This window comes from Deltaproteobacteria bacterium (assembly GCA_016875395.1).
In the GTDB taxonomy this organism is placed as follows: Bacteria; Myxococcota_A; UBA9160; order UBA9160; family UBA6930; genus VGRF01.
Map to the genome: position 1 here is coordinate 1 of VGRF01000043.1, position 19,589 is coordinate 19,589.

Genomic DNA, 19,589 nt, shown 5'->3' on the forward strand with positions numbered 1-19,589 from the left:
TCGTGGACCTCCGATTCGGCGATCGTCGATTGCGAGACGAGTTTCGGGCGTGAATCGCGCTGAGGTTGCGTTTCAGCACCCGTTCCGCGCGGTCCCCAGCACCGGCGAGGCGTACCTCGGCGTCGAGTTCTGCAGCCGTCGGCCTGAAGTCGAAGCGCGCGCAGGCGCGCGAGGGGCAGGCTGCGATCTGCTGCGCCGGGGACGTGGGCTCGTTCGGGTCCACGATGCAGCCGAGGCAGAAGCGCAGGATGGCAAGCTTGGGGGAGGTCATCGCGAGTCGCCTTTTTCGTAGAGCTGTTGGGATCGGGGTTCTGTCCACGTCATCGAGAGGGGGGAGGGGGGCCCACCGGGGGGCATCCGGTGCGCGTCGCACTGACACAGACGCGACGTTCGATTGGCCGCCCCTTGCCCCCATCGGGGCCCCCTTCTCCGGGGTCTTCCCGACGTTGATCGCGGGGCCCCCTTTGCTCGTAGTTCGCTCAGGAAAAAAGCGCGCGGCTCCTCGGTCGAGCTCGTTGCGCCTCGATTCGCCCCCCCCACCCGGTCGCGCGCGAGAGGGTGCGCCTGGGGTGCGTTTGGCGAAGCGGATGCCGCGCCTCGCATGCGCTTGCCGCCCGCCGCCGCGCACGTGGTGCAAGCCCGCGTCACTTCTCACGCTTCTTTCGCCTTCCCAAGCCGAGTGTCGCGGGTTCGATTCCCGTCTCGCGCTCCAGCGCTCGGCACCACTGGAGGCGCCCGGTTCAGACGCTCGAGCACGTTTGCACAGTGACTCGGAGTCGCTCGCAACCCCGCAGCTTCCCTGAAAATAATGGTGGAACCGTTTCGGGTCTGGTGCCAATAATGGCCGCGCCGAACGCCGCCTTCCTGGCTGCGCGTTTCGAGGGGGTTCCCGCGTGAAGCGATACAAGTTCAGCGTTGCGGTTGTGGCGCTCGTGCTTGCGGCGGATGCGTCATTCGCCCAAGCAACCCAACCGGCTCAGCCGGCTCCCGCTGCCGCAGAGCCCGAGGAGATCATCGTCACGGGCTCGCGCATCAAGCGCGCCGATCTCGTCGCTAACAGCCAGGTGGCGATAATCGACGCAGAAGAACTCTCGTTGACCCAGACCGTGAACGTCGAAGACGTCATTCGCGAGATGCCGCAGGCAGTGCCCGGCTTTTCGCCCGGCGTGAACAACGGCAACCCGGGCGTCGCGACCGTGAACCTGCGCAACCTCGGCGACGAGCGCACGCTGGTGCTCGTCAACGGCAGGCGATTCATCGGCTACGACAGCGAAGGCGTCGTCGACCTGAACAACATCCCTGCCTCGCTGCTCGAGCGCGTCGACATCGTGACCGGCGGCCAATCGGCCGTGTACGGCTCCGACGCGATCGCGGGCGTCGTGAACTTCATCCTGAAGGACGACTTCGAGGGCGTGCAGTTCGACGTCGACTACGCGAACGCGCTGCGCGGTGGCGAGCCCACCAAGAGCATCAGCGCAACGGTCGGCGGCAACTTCGCCGACGAGCGCGGCAACGCGACGCTGCATGCCACCTGGACCAACCGCTCGGCCATTCTGCAGGGTGATCGCGCGTTCTCCGAGCGCGCCATTTCCACTGCCACCGGCAACTTCGGTGGTTCGTCGACCGACACGAACGGCAACTTTCTGTGCGTCCCGGGCTGCCGATTCACGGGCTCGTTCGGGCCGCAAACGTTCGTGGGCTTCGCTTCCGCGAACGGGAACCTTCAGCCGCGCGGAACCCGACGGTTCAACTACAACCCCTTCAACTATCTGCAAGTTCCAGAAGACCGTTACCAGCTGACAGGGCTGGTTCACTACGACCTCGCCGAGTGGGCGACGTTCTACGCTCAGATGCACTTCGCTCAGACGCAGGTGAACACGCAGATCGCGCCCTCGGGCACGTTCTTCTCGAACTTCGAGGTTCCGTTCGATAGCATCTACCTCAACGCGCAGTCGCGGCAGGTGCTGTTCGATCGCAATGGCGACGGCATCTTCGACCCGGCGTTCGACTCGAACGGCAACCTCTCAGTTGGCGCAGGGGACGTCGTAACGCTCGGTTACGGCCGCCGGACGATCGAGGTCGGGCCGCGCATAACTAACAACCGGACGCAGTCGTATCAGCTCCTCGGTGGCTTCCGAGGCGACCTTCCGTTCTGGGAGGGTTGGTCGTACGACTTCTCCGCCCAGCACGGTCGCACCGAGCTGTCGCGCGTGTTCCAGAACGACCTCTCTGGCCAGCGCATTCAAGACGTCCTCAACTCGAGCAGCCCGACGATCAACCCCGGCGCCGTAGAGGGAGGCGCCTGCCACGCGAGCGCTTCGCCGGGCTGTGTGGTCGGTAGCTTGTTCGGCGACGGCAGCCTGAGCGCCGCGACCGCCGCGTTCATCGCGCTGCAGGTCAACGAAGAGATCTACACCGAGATGGATTTGGTTCACTTCGATGTCGGCGGCGAGCTCGGGGACGCCTTCAAGATCCCTGGCGCGAGCCCGATCGGCGTTTCGATCGGCGCTGAGTGGCGCCGGCAGTCTTCCGAGTCTCACCCGGATGACTGCTACTCCACGCCGGACTGCAGCATCGGGTTCGGGTCGACTGCCTCGGTCATCGGCGAGTACAACGTCAAGGAGTTTTTCGCAGAAGTGCGGGTGCCTCTGCTCGAGGACGCAGCCTTCTTCGAGAGCTTGATCTTCGAGGGCGCCTATCGCTACGCCGACTACTCGACGTCGGGTAGCGCGAACGCGTGGAAGGTGGGGGGCGAGTGGGCGCCCGGGGAGTCCGCTGGACTGTCGGGCCTCCGGTTGCGCGTGAACTACCAGGAGGCCGTGCGCGCGCCGAACATCGGCGAGCTGTTTTCTCCAGTGACCCCAGGGCTGGATAACGCCAACGGCGACCCTTGCGCGGGCTTGGCAGAACAGAACAACGGCACGCCGCTCCCGATCTCGCAGGCGCTCCGCAACCAATGCGTGGCTACGGGCGCGCCCGCGATCGCCTTCACTCCCGATCCTCTGCGTCCCGGCTTCTTCATCACGACTGTGCCGGACGTGATCGCTGGGCAGATCAACATCATCAGCGGCGGCAACGTAGCCCTGAAGGAAGAGCAATCGAACACCCTGACTGTGGGTGGGGTGTATCAGCCGGAGTGGCTCGAGGGTCTGATGCTGACGCTCGACTGGTACCGAGTCGAGATCAAGAACGCGATCGGCTTGCTGAACGCGCAGACCGTTCTCGATGCCTGCTACGGCTCGGGTCAGCTGTGCAACTTGGTGGACCGAAGCTCGATCAACGGTGGCCTCGTTGGCGGCCCTGACAATGGCCTCATCACGACCCAGCAGAACATCGCGCAGTTGAAGGTGGCCGGCGTCGATTTCGGGATCGACTACGGCCTCGACCTCGGAAACATGGGACGAGTCGACATCAACCTCGTGGGCACCCGAGTGATCACGTACCAGTTCCAGACGGACCCGATCAGCCCGATCAACATCTGCGAGGGCCTCTACGGCGTCGTCTGCGACGGCGTCGGCGGCGGCGGCCCGAACCCGAAGGTGAAGTTCAACCAACGTACAACGTGGTACATCGGCGACTTCAACCTCGGTTACCGCTGGCGCTTCATCAACGCCGTAGATATCGACGACCCGGGTGCCGCGATTGCGCGACACGCGTCGATCAGCTCCACGCACTACGTGGACTTCGTGGTGGGGTGGTCGCCGACGTCGATCGAGATGCTGAAAGGGTTCGAGTTCCAGCTCGGAATCGAGAACATCTTCGATGAGAATCCGCCGATCGTCGGTCAGGAAGCGGGGACGACGGCCGCGAACAGCGGCAACACGTACCCGGGCACGTACGACGTGGCCGGCCGCGTGCTCCAGCTCTCGCTCACGAAGAAGTTCTAGGCCGTGACGCTGCGGGCGGGGGCGTGGCTCTCGCTGCTTCTCCCGCTCGCAGCGGCTGGCGATCCCGGGGAGACCCTGCTCGGCTGCCGGAAGCTCAGCGACGCTGCGGAACGACTCGCTTGTTACGACCGAGTCGTCGACCGCGCAGCGCAGACCATCGAACCCGAGGTGCTGGCGACGGCGCCTCGGGCTTCGTCTTCAGAGCCCGAGCGCTCGCTCCGGGAGCGCCTCTTCGGGCGCAGCGTCGAAGAAACAGATCGAGCGCTTCGGGATGCGTACGGCGTGCAGACCGCGGCTGAGCTCACCGCGGTTGCGACCGCCGTGAAGCGAGGCCCGGATGGCCGGGTCGTCGTCACGCTCGACAACGGGCAAGTCTGGCGTCAGACCGAATCTCGGGCGTTTCCGCTGCGCGAGGGACAGACAGTCCGCGTGCGAGAGGGCGCGCTCGGGTCGTTCTACATGAACCCGGTGGACGGGGGACGCACGGCGCCCGTCCAGCGCGTGCGCTGAGCTCTCGGCACCTCGCCTTTTCTCAGCTGTTGTACCCCGACTCCTCGTGCAGGCTGAGGTCGAGACCTCGTGTCTCGCTCTCTGCGTCGACTCGTAGCCCGACTGCCGCGCCCACGAGTTTCAGCAGCCCCCAGCTCGCGGCGGCCGTGTAGGTCGCCACCGCAGCGCACGCCATCAGCTGCGTCATGAACTGGCCGCTGATCGAGTAGCTCGCAGGGTCCGGCAGCCCCTTGCCGCCGAACAGCGGCGCCGCGAACACCGCGGCCAACAGCGTGCCGAGCAGGCCGCCGACGCCGTGCACGCCGAACACGTCGAGCGAGTCGTCGTAGCCCAAGCGCTGCTTCACCGTCGTCACCGCGTAGTAACAGATCACCCCCGCCGCGAGGCCGATTGCGAAGCCTCCGAACGGGCCGACGAAGCCCGATGCGGGAGTCACGGCCGCGAGGCCGGCGACCGCGCCCGTCGCGATCCCGAGCACGCTCGGCTTGCGCTTGAACCACTCGATCGCCATCCACGCGGTCGCGGCGGTCGCGCCCGAGATCTGCGTCACGAGGATCGCCATCGCGGCGTTGCCGTCGGCGGCGAGGGCGCTGCCGCCGTTGAAGCCGAAACAGCCCACCCACAGCATGCCGGTGCCCGTAAAGCACATCGTCAGGTTGTGCGGGAGCATGGCGGTGCGGCCGCAGGCGGTGCGCGGCCCACGGCGATGCACGCGACGAGCGCGGCGACCCCGGCTGTCAGGTGCACGACGATGCCGCCTGCGAAGTCGAACACGCCGCGGTCGAAGAAGAAGCCGCCGGCGCCGCCCCAGACCATGTGGGCGACGGGCACGTACACGAGCAGCATCCACAGCGACGAGAACAGCAGCATCGCCGAGAACTTCATGCGCTCGGCAAAAGCGCCGACGATCAGGCCAGGCGTGATCACCGCGAAGGTGAGCTGGTAGACGAAGAACGCCGCTTCGGGGATCGAGCCGCCGGTCGAGTCGACGGTCAGGCCGCGCAGGAAGGCCTTGTTGAGCGTGCCGATGAACAAGTTAAGGTTGACCTCGCCGGCAGCCATGCCCGTCGTGTCCAACGCGAGGCTGTAGCCGCACACGAGCCAGATCACGCTGCCGACGGCCGTCAGCGCCGTGCAGTGCATCAGCGCACCGACAGCACGTTCTTCGTGCGCACGAGGCCGCCGTAGAAGAGCGCGAGGCCGGGGATCATCATGAACAGCACGAGCGCGCTGGCGACCATCACCCACGCGGTGTTGGCGCCGTCGATTCCTTCGGCGCGGGCAGGGGCGCTCGCGAAGAGCGCGACGGCGAAGGCCAAGAGTGAAGCGAAGCGAGTCATCGTCACCTCTGCTGGTTGGGGGCAGGGGCGATTTACTCGCAGCGCACGGCGATTTCTGCGACGAATCGGCCCATGCGCGCAAAAAACGGCGTTCCTGTGCGTGCTACAGGACAGCTGGGCCCGTATCGATTCAGCCCGCAGCGGTGCGCGCCGCACGCTCACCGCCGCGCGGCTCAAGGCAGTGGCGGAACGCCCGGGTCGCGCTGCACGCCGAACGTGTTCAGCGCCATCGCGACGAGGTGGTACTGCCCGATCGTGAAGACGAGGTCCATCAGCTGCTGGCGATCCCACGTCTTCGCGAGCTCGGCCCAGGTGCCGTCGGAGATCATCTGGTCGTCGTGCAGCTCGTCGGCGGCGCACAGCACCGCGGCGTCCGCCGCGCTCCAGCCCGCCGCGTTGGGACCCGCCGCGACGCGCGCGATCTCGTCGTCGGAGATGCCGCAGCGCTTCGCGATCAGCACGTGCTGGCCCCACTCGTACTCGCTCTTGCAGCGGTAGCCGACGCGCAGGATCGCGAGTTCGCGCTCGCGCTCGGGCAGCGTCGACTTGCCGAGGATGTGGTTGCCGAACACGAGCCAGCGCCGCATCAGCTCGGGATGATGCGCGAGCGTGCCGAAGATGTTGAGGATGCGGCCGTTGAACAGGCCGCCGCCCGCGAGCTTCTCGAGCTGCTCGCGCGCTTCGGGCGGCGCGGTCTTCGGGTCGAGGGGCTCGATGCGAGGCTTCGAGAGGCGCATGCGGATCTCCGTTCTCGTCAGGGAGTCGCGAGCGCGGCGATCAGCTCCGCGCGGCCGGGGCCAAGGTACGGCTCTTCGCGCTGCTCGCGCGCCTGGTAGACCTTCAACACGCGCTGCAACAAGTCCGGGCGCTTCATCAGGTCGCCCGGCGCATCCAGCAAGTTGAACCCGCGCGAGAACGCGCGCAGCACCGTCGCGTCGAGGCGCAGCGCCGGCACGAGGCCGCGCTGCATCAGATCGCGGAAGTAGGCGCGCGGGTCGACGGCGCCAGGCTTCTCGCCGCCCGGGCGCGGCTCCTCGCGCAGCTTTGCCGCCCACGCCGCAGCATCGCGGTCTTGCGCGAGCGCCGCGGCGTACCACGGCACGATCTCGCGCTCGGTCGCCGCTTCGAGTGCGCGCGCAACGGCGAGCACGTCGCCGCCGCCTTCGCTGAGCGCGTCCGCGAGCATCCAGGCGTGCAGCAGCGCGAAGGTGCAGCCGCGTCCGTAGAGCGGGTTCGTGTGGATCGCGGCGTCCCCTAACAACACGACGCCCGCCACGCGCGGCTCCGCGTCCTTGCACAGCGTGCGCCGCGTGTTGCGCAGGCCGTCCATGCCGAACACGGTCGTGATCGGCTGCGCAATCGCGGGATCGATCCAGCGCGCGATCACGGGAAACTGGCGCGCTGCGGCCTCGAACGGCGCCTCGCGCAGCAGCGCGCGCAGCGGCTTGTCTTCGGGCGCCGCGGCAAACGTGATCGAGAAGATGCGGCTGTCGCCGTGAAAGATCGCGTACTTGAGGTAGCCGAGGTCCGCCCCGATCGTGGTCTCGCGCTCGGGCGGCGTGATCCCGTCGCGCAGCTCGTAGAAGCGCGAGCAGTAGTAGACCCCGCACGGCTCGCTCGTCTCGCGGAGCTTCGGGAGGCCCGCAGCGTCGAGCCAGCGCGCGAGCGGCGAGCGTCGTCCGCTCGCATCGACGACGAGGTCGGCGGCGAGCACTTCCTCCCCGCTCCGGACGCGCACGCGCAATCCCGCGACGCGCGGCTTTCCCGCGAGCTCGCCCGCCACGACGAGGCCGCGCACCTCGCAGCCATCGCGGAACGTGACGTTGCGCTCGCGCTCCACCAGGCGGTGCAGCACCCACTCGAACGTGATGCGCCGGCAGGCGAGCAGCGTGAGGTCGTCGTCGCCCGGCTTCGGTGCGGGGTCGTCGATCCCGGGCCGCAGCAAATTCGACAGCGGGAGCTCCTCGGCTCCCGCGGCCAGCAGCGCCGCAAGCACGTCGGGCGCTCGATCCCGCAACAAGTTGCGCAGACGCGCGAGGAACGCGTGCGAGTGCTTCACCTGCGGCGCGCCGCGGCGCTCCCAGCGCTCGAAGGCGAGGCCTGGCGTCTCGGGCAGCGGCGTCGCGTCGCGCTCGAGCAGCGTCACGCGATGTCCCGCGCGGCCGAGCGCGAGCGCGGCCCCGAGCCCTGCGATGCCAGCGCCGACGATCGCGACGTGCATCAAGCGACCGCCGCGTACGCGAGCATCGCGTGCATCACAGCGCGCCGTCCGCGCGCAGCGCCGCGATCATCTTCTCGCCGAGCGCGCGGTGCGTCTCGCGCTCGTAGAGCAGGGGCTGCTCGTCGCGCCACGACTCGTCGAAGCCCGGCTGCCACGGGAACGCGCCGCGCGCATCGGGCCAGAAGCACTGGAGTGCGGCCACACGGTCGCGCTGGTAGTGCCACGCGGCGTTGCCGAGAAACGCCTCGGTCCACTTCGCGTCGACCGCGCGGAACGCGATGGGGAGATCCTGCAGCACGCCGCTCAGCTCAGTGCCGGCTTCGAGCTGCGTTCCCGCACGCACGCGCTCGCCGAGCGCGTTGAGCAGTGGCGCAAGAATCGAGAGGTCCTCGCCGAACACGATCAGCTCGGGATGCGAGAAGCGCTGCTCGAGCCCGATCGTGTGGACCCAGCCTGCGGCGCCGTGGTCGGGCGGAATCAGTACGAGATGCCATCCGTGCCCCGCGATGTCGGCTCGCACGCGCGCGTCGATGTCTGCTTCGGATTCCACGGCGCTCAGGGTGACGTGATGCGCGGAACGCAGCCACTCAGCGCAGCAGCGCGATCAGATCCTCGCGCGTCAGCTCCGCGCCTGGGCCGCCGTCCAGCGCGGCGGCGGCGAGCGCGCGCTTGCTCTCTTGCAGCGCGAGGATGCGCTCCTCGACGGTGTCCTGCGCGACGAGGCGGTGCACGAGCACGGGGCGTTCCTGCCCGATCCGGTGCGCGCGATCGGCGGCCTGATCTTCGACCGCGGGATTCCACCACGGGTCGAGCAAGAACACGTGATCCGCCGCGGTCAGGTTGAGCCCGACGCCGCCCGCGCGCAGCGAGATCAGGAACACGGGCGGGCCGGTCTCGGCCTGAAAGCGCGCGACCACCTCGCCGCGATCGCGCGTCGCGCCGTCGAGTCGCACGAAGTCGACGCCCGCATCGCGCAGCCGCGGCTCGACGAGATCGAGCAGCGCGGTCCACTGCGAGAAGACGAGCGCCTTGTGGCCGTCGGCGACGACGGTGTCGAGGCGGTCGACCAGCAGCTCGAGCTTCGCCGAGGCGTCGAGCGTTTGGCCCGGCACGAGGCGCGGGTGACACGACGCCTGCCGCATCCGTAACAACGCCTCGAGCGCCTCCATCACGCTGCCACCGCGCGCGAGGCGTTCGAGCACGGCCGGGGTCGTGGCGGCCCGCACCGCGTCGTACACCGCGCGCTCCGCGTCCGACAGCACGCAGTGCAGCACGACGTCGGTGCGCGGCGGCAGCTCCGGCGCGACCTCGGCCTTGCGCCGCCGCAGCACGAACGGACGCAGGCGCTCGCGCAGGTGCGCTGCGGCCTCGGCGTCCGCGCTCGCGATCTTGCGCGCGTAGCGCTCGTCGAAGTCGCTGCGCCCCCCTAACAAGCCGGGGTTCAGGAAGTGCATCTCGCTCCAGAGCTCTTCGAGGCGGTTCTCGACCGGCGTACCGGTGAGCGCGATGCGCCGCTCGGCGCGCAGCCCGAAGGCGGCGCGCGCGGTCTGGCTGTCGGGGTTCTTGATCGCCTGCGCCTCGTCGAGCACGACCAGCTCCCACGGCACGGCCGCGAGCTTCTCCGCGTCGCGGCGCAGCAGCGCGTAGGTCGTCAGCGTGACCGCCCCCGCGTACTCGAGCTCCCGATCCGCACCGTGATAAGTATGCACTTCGAGCTCGGGGCGGAAACGCGCGAGCTCGCCCTGCCAGTTCGCGAGCAAGCTCGTCGGCGCGACGACGAGCGTGCGCGGGCCGAAGGTCGCGAGGGCCTGCAGCGTCTTGCCGAGGCCCATGTCGTCGGCGAGCAGGGCGCCGAGGCCCGCGCGTCCGAGGAAGTGGAGCCAGCGCACGCCGATTCCCTGATAACTGCGCAGCTTCGCGGCAAGCTCACGCGCGATCGGCGCTTCGGGGAGGCGCGTGAAGTCTTCGAGCAGGGCGGCGAGCTTCTCGAACGCGGGCGGCCGCGGCTGCTCCAGGGCGTCGCAGAGGCGCGCGAGATCGGGCAGGGCGCTCGCGGGGAGCGAGCCGTCCAGGCGGCGCGCGGCGAGCAGATCCGCGACGAGCGGCCCGAGCTTCGCGAGCCAACCCGCCGGCAGCTTTGCAAAGCCGCCGCCGAGCAGCGGCACGAGCGACTCGCCCGCGCGCCACGCGCCGATCACGGCGCCCGCATCCGCGTCGCGCGCGCCGCTCCGGAAGCGCACGCCGAAGCGGGCGTCGTCCGCGTCGAGCGCGGGCGTGAGGGCATCCGCGAGAAAGAACTCGCGGTGGGCACTCCCCGACACGCTCACGCTCGTGCGCTCGAGGCGCTCGCGGAAGCGGATTGCGTCGCCCGCTGTCAGGTCCGCACGGTGCCCCGGCGAGAGCTCGAGCTGTTGCGCGAGACGGCGTGCGAGCTCGCGCTCGGCAGCTTCGTCGCGAATCGGGATCGCACCGCCGAGCGCGACGAGCTTGCCCGCGTCGACCCGCGCGATTGGCGGGTCGCCGTACACGATCGTCGCCAGCACCGAGAGCTTGTCGCCGCGCCGCTCGGTCTCGATGCGGAGGCGCGGCGGCTCACGGCGCCCGCGCGCGAGGCGCGTCGTGTCGATGTCGACGGGGACGCGGCGCTCGAGCTCCGGGATCACGTCGGCGACGAGCGCCGCCACATCGTGCGCGCTCACGAAGCGCCCCGGCGGGCGCAGTTCCTCGCGCTCGCGGCCCGTGAGGCGCGAAGGCCCGAGCTCGCGCAGCACGTCGCCGCACAGCGCGAAGCCGTCCGGAAGCGCGCGCGTCACGGGAGGGTCGGGCAGCACGACGAGGCGAAACGCGGCGCCGTCGTCGACGAGACGCGCGCGCCACGCGACTGGCTCGCGGCTCGTGCGAATCTTCGCGCCGTCGAGCGCGATGTCGTCGCACGCTTCGAGCGGCGCGAGCAGCGCGCGCAGCACCCCGCGCGGCAGCACGCCGAACGTTGCATTGCCGAGCGCGATCTCGGCGGCGACATCGCTCTGCGTCGGGCTCACGGGCGGGCCCGCGACTCGCCCCGAGCGCAGCGCGCTCAGCGAGGCGCGCAGCGGCTCCTCCTTGCCCTCGCGCACGACCACGCGTGTGAGCGAGAGCCCCTCCGCGTCCGTGTTGAAGCGATAGGCGATCGCGCCCGCGCTCGACGCCGCAGCCGCAGCCAGCTCGCGCCCCTCTTGCTGCGCGCGCCGCAGCGCGATCACCGCCGCTGCGACGTGCGCGCACGGATCTTCGTCGTCGCCGCAGTCGCACTCCCACTCCGCGTCGTCGACGTAGAGCAGCACGGTCGGGTGTGCGATGCCGCGCGGCGGACGCACGCGCAGCACCACTTCGCCCGCTGCGGCGCGCTCCTGCGTCACCGCGTTCGTGCGCGCGAGCTCGACGCCGGTCGACCACACGCTGCGTTCGGCTTCGCCGCGCACTCTCTCGAAGAGCTTCTGCACGCCGCGTTTATAGGAAGTTCGCTTGCCCGCGCGAGGGCGCTCGCGTACCTCCCGCGCATGGGCTCGTACATCACGCCCGAAGGCTTCCGCCGCCTGCAAGAGGAGGCGGACCGGCTTTGGCGTGTCGAACGCCCGCGCGTGACCCAACAAGTCGCCGAGGCGGCGGCGCTCGGCGATCGCTCCGAGAACGCGGAGTACATCTACGGGAAGAAGCGGCTGCGCGAGATCGACGGGCGGCTGCACTTCCTGCAGAAGAAGCTCGACTCGCTGACTGTGGTGAGCGAGCCGCCGCCGCGCACGGACCGCATCTACTTCGGCGCGTTCGTGACGGTCGAGGAGGAGAGCGGCGAGAGCGCCGAGTACCGGCTCGTCGGCCCGGACGAATCCGATCCCGCGCAGGGGCTGCTCTCGATCGAGTCGCCGCTCGGCCGCGCGCTGATGGGGAGGATCGCGGGCGATGAAGTGACGCTGCGCCGGCCGCGCGGCGAAGCGGTGATCGCGGTCGTCGCGATCCGCTACGCGGAGAACCCATGAGCCTCGAGTTCTTTCCGAACTACAACGCGGGCCGCCCGGAGCGGCCCGGCGACTGGGCGCGGGCACGCGAGGCCGAGGGCTGGCACGGGCTCGCGGCGAGCGACCACTTCGTGACGCTCGGGCTCGCGTACCCGCACGTGTGGGTCGTGCTCACGGAGATGGCCCTCGCCACCGAGCGCATCCCGGTCACGTCCTCGTTCGCGAACAACCTGTTTCGCTCGCCGGTCGAGTTCGCGCAGGCCTCGCTCTCGCTGAACCGCGCGGCGCGCGGGCGCTTCGAGGCGGGCCTCGGCGCGGGCTGGGTCATGGACGAGATCGTGCGCATGGGCATGCGCTACCCGGCCGGGCCCGAGCGCGCGGGCATGTACATCGAGGCGCTTCAGATCGTGCGCGAGCTGCTGCACACGGGGCGCTGCAAGTTCGCGGGCAAGCACTACCAGATCGAGATCGGCGAGCCGGGCCTCGCGGACCTGACGGCCCAGCCGCCGCTGCTCGTGGGCTCCGCGGGCGGGCCGCGCACGCTCCGGGCGCTGCCGCCGCTCGTCGACCGCATCGAGGTGAAGCCGAACGCGCCCGCGACGCGCGGCGGGTCGCTCGACCTCGCGAAGTACGGCGCGGTCAGCGAGGGGGACGTTCGTGCCGCGGTGGAGCGCGTGCGCAGCGTCCGCGCCGACATCCCCATCGGCACGTTCGTCCTGGTGGGCGCGGTGCCGGCGGCTCACGCGGCGCAGCTACGGGCCCCGTTCGGCAGCGGCTTCCTCTCGCGCTTCCTCGGGGAGCCCGCCTCGGTCGCCCAGGCGCTGTGCGACCTCGAGGGCCTCGGCTTCGGCCGCGTGCAGCTCACCGAGATCGCGCCCGGCACGCTCGAGCGCCTCCGCCCGCTGCTGCCGCTGCGAAGGGCCTGAGCCCGGCGCTCCCGCACGACTTGCATTCAAGTTTCATCGGCCGCGCGGCGAAAAACTCGCGAACAGCACCGCTGTGATTCACGCGAGGTTGCGCATGGCCGGATCGCCCCGAGTTCAGCTTTCGCTCAAAGGTCGCCTGCTCAGCGAGGTTCCCTTCGCGGGCGCGCAGCTCCGCATCGGCCGCATGCGCGAGAACGACGTCGTCGTGAACAACCTCGCGGTGAGCCGCTTCCACGCCGTGCTGAAGCGCGACGGCGAGGGCTACGTGCTCGAAGATCTCGGCAGCGAGAACGGCACGCTGCTGAACGGCGAGCGCGTGAGCGGCACGGCGCCGATGACCCCGAGCGACGTGATCCAGCTCGGCAAGTACGAGCTGCGCATCGTGTCCGGTGCAGGCCTCGCGATCGCGGGCCCGCCGCAGAAGCGCGGCAACGATGCGTGGGATGCTTCGCAGACGTTTCTCGCGCTCGACCCGCTCGCCGCTCCTGCTGCGCCCGCGCGCGCCGAGCCGAAGCCCGCGCCGACTCCCGCGCCCGCCGCTCGCGATGCGGATCCCGAGGGTGTGTTCGCGTTCGGCGAGGAGGATGTCGCCGCTTCTGCCGAGCCTGCACTCGAAGCCGTCGCCGAGATGGAGACGGATCCGCTCACCACGCCGAACCCCGAGCACACCTCGCTGTTCGACTTCGGCGATGCGGCCCCCGCGGTCTCGAAGACCGCCGAGCTGCCGCCAGCGCCCGCGCCGAAGGCCGCGCCTGCGGCGCGAGCGGCGGCGCCCGCGGAAGACGCCATGCACGCGGGTCTGATCGTGCAGCGCGACGGCAAGCTGCACTTGTTACGGCCCTGGGAAGATGGCGAGCTATGCGCGGGCCGCGCGCCCGAGTGCGAGATCGTGCTCGCGGACGCCGGCGTCTCGCGCAAGCACGCGCAGTTCTCGCGCACCGCGAGCGGCTACGAGGTGAGCGATCTCGGCTCCGTGAACGGCATCTACGTGAACGGCCACCGCACGAAGCGCCACACGCTTCAGGTGGGCGACGTGGTGCGCATCGAGACCTTCGAGCTGACGTTCGTGCTCGACCGCCAGCCGATCGGCAGCGAGGTGAACGGCCCGGTGCCGGCGAAGCCGTCGGTGCAGGACGGCGCGCGCACGACGTAATTCTCGCTCGGCATGCCGGCGGCCGACGACGAGGCGTTCGTGCTGTCGCCGGTGGCTGGCGATCCCACCGAAGCGCCCGACTCCGCGCGCGCCGAGGAAGCCCCCCCGGTCTTCGCTGCGGGCCTCGACGACGAGTTCGAAACGCTCCCGCCTGCAGCCAACCCGCTCGAGGGACCCGAGCTCGCGGTGCTGCCCGAGGCGGACGTGATGGCCGCGGAGGACGAGGACGAAAAGGACTCGACGCTCGACCGCATCGAGCTCCAGCTCATCTCGACGCCCGCCGGGGCGCAGGCCTCGACGAGCAGCGGCACGCTCGGCCTCACGCTGCGCTTCGACGCTTCCGCGATGTCGCCCCGCGCACGCGAGGCGTTCGCAGTGCTCGCCGAAGAAGGCGTCGCGATCAGCGCGCGCGTGGAGTTCACGCGCGGCGAATAGCCTCGACCGCGGATCCGGGCCTGGCACGGAAGCGCGCTCGCAGCGTTACGCCGTCTGCGAGCGGCCCCGCGAGATCACGCCCGCGCGCCGCTCGGCGATGTCTTTCGCCGAGACGCCACGGACGTGCTCGTTCGACAGCTTCACCTCGAGCGCGCGCGCGTCGCCGTAGTTGGTCGCGTAGCCGTCGTCGATCATGCGCTTGTAGCCCTCCACCGCGCCGGGCACGCACGAGAGCATGTCCCTTGCGAGCTGGCGGCACGTGGGCATGAGCTGGTCGGTCGGTACGAGGCGGGCAAGCAGGCCCCAGTGCTCGGCCTCGTCGGCGCTGATGAAGTTGCCGGTGAACGAGACCATCTTCGCGCGCGTGGGGCCGAGCACGCGCGACAGCTTCTGCGAGAGGCCCCAGCCGGGCAAAATGCCGACTCGCGCGTGGGTGTCGGCGAAGCGCGTCTCGGGGCAGCCCACGAGCACGTCGCAGGCGAGCGCGAGCTCGAAGCCGCCGGTGATCGCGAAGCCGTTGATCGCGCCGATCACCGGGTGCGGGTAACGCTCGATCGTCTCGACGAGGCCGTACTGCACGCCGCCGGCCGGCGCCTCGGTGTTGTTCCCCCCAGGCCCGCGCTCGCCCATCTCCTTCAGGTCGAGGCCGGCACAGAACGCCTTGCCCGCGCCGGTGAGAATCGCCGCGCGCACCGATCCGTCCTTCTCGAGGTCGCGGAAGGCGCGCAGCAGCGCGCCGCGCAGCGCCGAGTTCAGCGCGTTGCGGTTCCCCGGGCGATTCAGCGTGATCGTCGCGACGCCTTCGCTGCGCTCGATCAGGAGGACCTGTTCGGACATCGGGGCTCCTTGGAGTGAGGCGCGCGATGCTACGCCAGCCCCCTGGCGGCTGCGCTCGTGGTAGGGTGCGCCTAACAACTGGAGATCGTGATGCGAACACTGCTGCGCGTGCTCGGGGCGATCGTCGTCGCCGCCGCGGCGCTTCTTATCGGAGCGCGTTTCCACGACGGCCCGCTCGCGATCGTCGCGGGCGGCGCCTTCACGAGCGGCGAGCGCTACGACGGTCCCGAGCCGGACTGGTCCTTCGTGCGCGATCTCGACACGGTCGAGATTCAATCGCTCGAGCCCGCGCGCTCGCGCACGACCTGGGTCGTGGAGCACGAGGGCCGCGTGTTCATTCCGTGCGGCTACATGAGCTCGTGGTGGGGCCGCTTGTGGAAGAAGTGGCCGCTCGAAGCCGAGCGCGACGGGCGCGTGATCCTGCGCATCGACGGCAAGCTCTATGAGCGCTCTCTCGTGCGGCGCCGCGACGGCGCCGCGCTCACGCCCGTGCTCGACAAGCTCGCCGCGAAGTACCTCGGCGCGACGGGCCCCGTGGCCGGCGCGGCCGAGCAGGTGGATTCGGGCTCGCTGTGGATCTTCGAGGTCGTGCCGCGCTCGTGACCGCGCGGCGCGTGCGGTTCCCGCAGCGCACGCGCTCCCTCAGCGCGGCACGTGCCGCACTCCCCAACAACTCAGCCCGCGCGAGGTGCAGCGGGTCATCCGCCCGTCGCTGCCGCCGCCTCCAGCGCCTTGTCCTCGTTCGCGCGCTTGATCACGTAGAGGCGAATGTTCTCCACCTGCTCGGGCGAGAAGTTCGCCGACCACCCGACCATGCCGCGGCCCTTCATCACACCGTCGTGCACGATCTGCTTCCACTGCTCGGCGTTGTTGAGCGCGGGCGAGGTGCGCAGGTCGGTCACGAGCGTGCCGGCGACTGCGGCGTCGCCGTGACAGACGCCGCAGTAATTATTGTAGTTGTAGTTGCCCTCCGCGGTTTGCTCGGGCGTGCCGGTCGGCGCGGGCGGATCCAGCACGAGCTTGGTGGCGGGGGTGAGCGGCGGCAGCGTCGCAGTGCCGCCGAGCTTGAAGACGAGCATCCGGCTCACGTTGCGCACGGGCCCGGACTTCGGCGCGAGCACGCCGGCGTTGAGGTCCCACACGCCGCCCCAGCCCGCGAGCACCGCCACGTACTGCGTGTCGCCGACCGAGTACGTCATCGGCCCCGCGACGATTCCGGTCTGCGCGGGGAAGCTCCACAGCTGCTTGCCCGCGTCGGCCGTGTACGCACGCAGCTCGCCGCTCGCGGTGCCTTGGAACACGAGGTTGCCCGCGGTCGAGAGCGTGCCGCCGTTGATCGGGCCGGGGTGCTCCACCGTCCAGCGCGGCGCGCGCGCCACCGGATCCCACGCCACGAGCGCGCCGGTCGTCTTCGCGAGCCAGTCCTCGCGCACTTCCTGATCCGCCGGCATCGCGCCCGCACTGAAGTCGACACCGAGCTGCATGCCCACCGCGCTCGGCTTCCAGTCCTTACTCACGGTCTTGAACGTCGCCGCGGCCTCGTTCTTCGGGATGTAGACGAGCCCGGTGTTTGGGCTGAACGACATCGGGTGCCAGGTGTGGGCGCCCGTCGGGCCCGGGTAGCTCGTGAAGGCCTTACCGGTGATGTCGTACTTCGCTTCGGGCAGCACGTTGGGTCGGCCGGTGACGGGATCGAGTCCCGACGCCCAGTTCACGTTCGCGAACGGCGTGCCCGAGATGAACTGGCCGGTCTTCGCGTCGAGCACGTAGAAGAAGCCGTTCTTCGGCGCGTGCAGCACGACGCGGCGCGGCGCGCCATCCAGCTCGAGCGTCGCCGCGATGATCTGCTGGTTGGAGTCGAAGTCCCAGCGGTCCTCGGGCGTTTCCTGGAAGTGCCAGACGTACTCGCCCGTGTCCGGGCGGATCGCGACGATCGAGGCGGTGTAGAGGTTGTCGCCGGCCTCGCTGTTACGAACGGCGGGGTTCCACGGCTCCGCGTTGGCGGTGCCGAAATAGATGAGGTCCGTCTCAGGGTCGTAGGTGGTCGAGTCCCACACCGTTCCACCGCCGCCGAGCTTCCACCACTCGCCGCTCCAGGTCTTCGCGGCGGTCTCGAGGTGCGCGCCCTCGAACGGCTGCGAGGGATCGCCGGGCACGGTGTAGAAGCGCCAGGCCTGCTTGCCGGTCTCCGCGTCGAAAGCCGCGAGATAGCCGCGCGTGATGTACTCCGCGCCCGCGGCGCCGATCACCACGTTCCCCTTCACGATGCGCGGCGCGCCGGTTATCGCCATGTGCGAGCCGTCGGGGATGCTCCGCACCTTCCACACGACCGCGCCGGTCGCCGCGTCGAGGGCGACCACGTCGCCGGCGAGCGTCGCGACGAACACCTTGCCCTCGTAGGCGGCGACGCCGCGGTTCACCGCGTCGCAGCAGACGTCGACGAGCTTCTCGCGCGGCACCTGCGGGTCGTACGCCCACAGCAACTTCCCGGTCGTGGCGTCGAGCGCCTTCACCATCGACCACGCCGTGGAGAAGTACATCACGCCGTCGACCACGAGCGGCGTCGCCTCTTGGCCGCGCGCCGTGTCGAGATCGAACGACCAGGCGAGGCCGAGCGTCGTGACGTTGCCGTCGTTCACCGCGGTGAGCGGCGAGAAGCGGTGCTCGTCGTACGTGCGGCCGTACGTGAGCCAGTTCGCACCGTCGTCAGCCGCCGCGAGGAGCCGCGCGTCGTCCACCTGCGCGACTGGCGCGGACTCCGCGGGGCTGGCGGGAGCAGACGGTGCTTCGGACTCGGAGCACGCCGTCGCGACGAACAAGCACAGCGCGAGCAGCGAGCCCGCCTTCGAGTGAGAGCGCTTCACGGTGAGTCGGCCTCCGCGGAGGCCGCGAGCGGCGCGAATCGCTCGCGGCGTGCGGGCTCCGTAACGAGCGGCGCACGCTAACACGGGCATGCGGCTCGCTCGGCCGCGCAGCCTCACGCGCTCGCTGCAAAATCTCCGAGCCGCGGGTTCCAGCCCAGGACGACGTACAGCGTCCACACTCCGAGCGCGGTGCCGAGGGGCGCGAACGGGAGCAGCAGCACGCCGCACGCGATGCCGAGCCCGCGAGCCCAATGCGCGTGGCGGCGCAGGCCGACGCCGAGTGCGAGCCACGGCGCCCCGGACAACGCGATGCCGCCCACGACGGCGCCGCCGATCGCGAGCGCCTCGTTCGAGACGCTGCGCGCGAAGGCCGCCGCGCCGCCGAGGACGACGCTCGCGATCACGGCGAGTGCGAGCGCGCTGAGCCCGAGCGCGGTTTGCACGCGCGCGAGCGAGCGCAGCTGCGGCGCGAGCTTCTTCGCGCGCTCGATCGCGCGCAGCTGCGGGGCGTAGCTCGCGTCGTCGAGCTCGGTAGGCATGTCGACGGAGGCTGCGCGCAGCGGCGCTGCGCTCGTCCGCGCGGGCGCCGTCACGCGTTGCTCGCCGCCGCGACGATCACGGAGCGGCCGGCCGTCGCGGGCACGCTGCGCAGGGAGTGCGCGCGCTTCAGCTCCTCGAACTCGAGGCGCGCGCCTTCCGCGATCGCGTCGCGGCGCAGCTCGCGGATGCGCTGCGTCGTCTCGTCGCCCGCGCCGAGCTCGCGCTCGAGCGTCGCGGCGGCCGACATCTTCTGCACGTAGGCGCGCACGTTGTCGAGTGCCTGCACGTCTGCCTCGACCGAGAGGGCGTTCAGCGCCTCGTGCATGCGGCGCCGCGCGCGCGCGCTCGCGAGCGCCGCGAGCATTCGCCCCTTCTCCTGCTCGAGCTGCCGAATCTCCTCGCGGAAGCGCATCAGGTTGCGCTTCGAGTCCGCGGCCTCATCGCGCAGCGTCGCCACCTCGCGCTCGATGCGCTCGAGGTCGGCAGCCACGTTCTGCTTGTGCTGCACCAGCGCGAGGCCCGCGGCGTCGTCGCCCTTGCTGAGCGCGCGGCGAATGTCCTCGATCGTGCGCGAGAGCTCGTGGCGGCGCTCGGCAAGCTCGGCTTCGAGCTTGTTCCGCGTGTAGAGGATGCCGGCGACCGCGTCCTTGAGTGCGCGGTACTGGCCGAGCTGCGACTGAATCGCCTGCTCGTACACGGCGCGCGGGTTCTTCTCCTCGCGATCGCGCACCCAGCCGAAGCCGAGTCCACGCAGCAGCGAGCCGAGGCGAGCGAAGAAGCTGGGGCGTTCCTGATCCATCACTTCCCTCCGTGCGGCAGTGTCGCCGCGGTGTTGCCGCTCTCTCGCGCCTACGCGACGCGATGCGGTGGGTTCACAGAAC

The 19,589-nt window shown here is 70.1% G+C and carries 15 protein-coding genes and 1 pseudogene; 7 read left to right on the forward strand and 9 right to left on the reverse strand.

What is annotated here, in order from left to right:
- The first annotated feature begins 893 nt into the window (after positions 1–893).
- Complete coding sequence (locus FJ091_20790; protein MBM4385793.1) at positions 894–3,887, forward strand: TonB-dependent receptor; 2,994 nt, start codon at positions 894–896, stop codon at positions 3,885–3,887.
- 3 nt (positions 3,888–3,890) lie between these two features.
- The gene (locus tag FJ091_20795) at positions 3,891–4,397 is read left to right on the forward strand and encodes a hypothetical protein (GenBank protein ID MBM4385794.1); all 507 of its coding nucleotides are present in this window, start codon (positions 3,891–3,893) and stop codon (positions 4,395–4,397) included.
- Between the two features lie 22 nt (positions 4,398–4,419).
- Here FJ091_20795 and FJ091_20800 read toward each other — a convergent pair.
- From FJ091_20800 to FJ091_20820, 5 genes and pseudogenes are all read right to left on the reverse strand, one after another.
- Positions 4,420–5,737 (reverse strand): annotated as a pseudogene (locus FJ091_20800) (ammonium transporter).
- A 173-nt stretch (positions 5,738–5,910) separates the two neighbouring features.
- Positions 5,911–6,474, reverse strand: coding sequence for a carboxymuconolactone decarboxylase family protein (locus FJ091_20805; protein ID MBM4385795.1), 564 nt, complete (start codon positions 6,472–6,474; stop codon positions 5,911–5,913).
- Positions 6,475–6,491: 17 nt separating this feature from the next.
- Complete coding sequence (locus FJ091_20810) at positions 6,492–7,958, reverse strand: FAD-dependent oxidoreductase (protein ID MBM4385796.1); 1,467 nt, start codon at positions 7,956–7,958, stop codon at positions 6,492–6,494.
- A 34-nt stretch (positions 7,959–7,992) separates the two neighbouring features.
- Positions 7,993–8,508: a DUF4262 domain-containing protein gene (locus tag FJ091_20815; GenBank protein MBM4385797.1), complete on the reverse strand. Its 516-nt coding sequence runs from the start codon at positions 8,506–8,508 to the stop codon at positions 7,993–7,995.
- A gap of 37 nt (positions 8,509–8,545) precedes the next feature.
- Entirely contained in the window at positions 8,546–11,440 is a 2,895-nt protein-coding gene (locus FJ091_20820) for a DEAD/DEAH box helicase (protein MBM4385798.1), read from the reverse strand.
- A gap of 57 nt (positions 11,441–11,497) precedes the next feature.
- Between FJ091_20820 and greB the strand changes: the two genes are divergently transcribed.
- The 4 genes from greB (at position 11,498) to FJ091_20840 (ending at position 14,467) form a co-directional block, all read left to right on the forward strand.
- The gene (gene greB, locus FJ091_20825; protein ID MBM4385799.1) at positions 11,498–11,974 is read left to right on the forward strand and encodes a transcription elongation factor GreB; all 477 of its coding nucleotides are present in this window, start codon (positions 11,498–11,500) and stop codon (positions 11,972–11,974) included.
- On the forward strand, positions 11,971–12,879 hold the full coding sequence (locus FJ091_20830; GenBank protein MBM4385800.1) for an LLM class flavin-dependent oxidoreductase: 909 nt from the start codon (positions 11,971–11,973) through the stop codon (positions 12,877–12,879). The genes greB and FJ091_20830 overlap by 4 nt, the downstream gene beginning before the upstream one ends.
- A 94-nt stretch (positions 12,880–12,973) precedes the next feature.
- On the forward strand, positions 12,974–14,032 hold the full coding sequence (locus FJ091_20835) for an FHA domain-containing protein (protein MBM4385801.1): 1,059 nt from the start codon (positions 12,974–12,976) through the stop codon (positions 14,030–14,032).
- A gap of 12 nt (positions 14,033–14,044) precedes the next feature.
- The gene (locus FJ091_20840) at positions 14,045–14,467 is read left to right on the forward strand and encodes a hypothetical protein (protein MBM4385802.1); all 423 of its coding nucleotides are present in this window, start codon (positions 14,045–14,047) and stop codon (positions 14,465–14,467) included.
- A gap of 45 nt (positions 14,468–14,512) precedes the next feature.
- Here FJ091_20840 and FJ091_20845 read toward each other — a convergent pair whose 3' ends face one another.
- Positions 14,513–15,304 (reverse strand): enoyl-CoA hydratase, encoded by a 792-nt coding sequence (locus FJ091_20845; GenBank protein ID MBM4385803.1) that lies wholly within the window; start codon positions 15,302–15,304, stop codon positions 14,513–14,515.
- Between the two features lie 90 nt (positions 15,305–15,394).
- Here FJ091_20845 and FJ091_20850 point away from each other — a divergent pair, with 90 nt between their 5' ends.
- A complete protein-coding gene (locus tag FJ091_20850; GenBank protein ID MBM4385804.1) occupies positions 15,395–15,907 on the forward strand; it encodes a hypothetical protein in 513 nt (170 codons plus the stop codon).
- Between the two features lie 95 nt (positions 15,908–16,002).
- On the opposite strand, the gene FJ091_20855 is transcribed toward FJ091_20850, so the two are convergent.
- From FJ091_20855 to FJ091_20865, 3 genes are read right to left on the reverse strand one after another with little or no spacing between them, the layout of a single operon-like run.
- Complete coding sequence (locus FJ091_20855; protein MBM4385805.1) at positions 16,003–18,258, reverse strand: PQQ-dependent dehydrogenase, methanol/ethanol family; 2,256 nt, start codon at positions 18,256–18,258, stop codon at positions 16,003–16,005.
- Positions 18,259–18,281: 23 nt separating this feature from the next.
- Positions 18,282–18,707 (reverse strand): hypothetical protein, encoded by a 426-nt coding sequence (locus FJ091_20860; protein ID MBM4385806.1) that lies wholly within the window; start codon positions 18,705–18,707, stop codon positions 18,282–18,284.
- A 50-nt stretch (positions 18,708–18,757) separates the two neighbouring features.
- Positions 18,758–19,507 (reverse strand): PspA/IM30 family protein, encoded by a 750-nt coding sequence (locus FJ091_20865; GenBank protein ID MBM4385807.1) that lies wholly within the window; start codon positions 19,505–19,507, stop codon positions 18,758–18,760.
- Positions 19,508–19,589 lie beyond the last annotated feature (82 nt).

Excerpts from the sequence above, each read along its gene's own strand:
- FJ091_20805 (MBM4385795.1), bottom strand. The coding sequence starts at position 6,474 with ATGCGCCTCTCGAAGCCTCGCATCGAGCCCCTCGACCCGAAGACCGCG.
- FJ091_20810 (MBM4385796.1), bottom strand. The coding sequence starts at position 7,958 with ATGCACGTCGCGATCGTCGGCGCTGGCATCGCAGGGCTCGGGGCCGCG.
- greB (MBM4385799.1), top strand. The coding sequence starts at position 11,498 with ATGGGCTCGTACATCACGCCCGAAGGCTTCCGCCGCCTGCAAGAGGAG.
- FJ091_20830 (MBM4385800.1), top strand. The coding sequence starts at position 11,971 with ATGAGCCTCGAGTTCTTTCCGAACTACAACGCGGGCCGCCCGGAGCGG.
- FJ091_20835 (MBM4385801.1), top strand. The coding sequence starts at position 12,974 with ATGGCCGGATCGCCCCGAGTTCAGCTTTCGCTCAAAGGTCGCCTGCTC.
- FJ091_20840 (MBM4385802.1), top strand. The coding sequence starts at position 14,045 with ATGCCGGCGGCCGACGACGAGGCGTTCGTGCTGTCGCCGGTGGCTGGC.
- FJ091_20845 (MBM4385803.1), bottom strand. The coding sequence starts at position 15,304 with ATGTCCGAACAGGTCCTCCTGATCGAGCGCAGCGAAGGCGTCGCGACG.
- FJ091_20850 (MBM4385804.1), top strand. The coding sequence starts at position 15,395 with ATGCGAACACTGCTGCGCGTGCTCGGGGCGATCGTCGTCGCCGCCGCG.
- FJ091_20855 (MBM4385805.1), bottom strand. The coding sequence starts at position 18,258 with ATGCCCGTGTTAGCGTGCGCCGCTCGTTACGGAGCCCGCACGCCGCGA.
- FJ091_20860 (MBM4385806.1), bottom strand. The coding sequence starts at position 18,707 with ATGCCTACCGAGCTCGACGACGCGAGCTACGCCCCGCAGCTGCGCGCG.
- FJ091_20865 (MBM4385807.1), bottom strand. The coding sequence starts at position 19,507 with ATGGATCAGGAACGCCCCAGCTTCTTCGCTCGCCTCGGCTCGCTGCTG.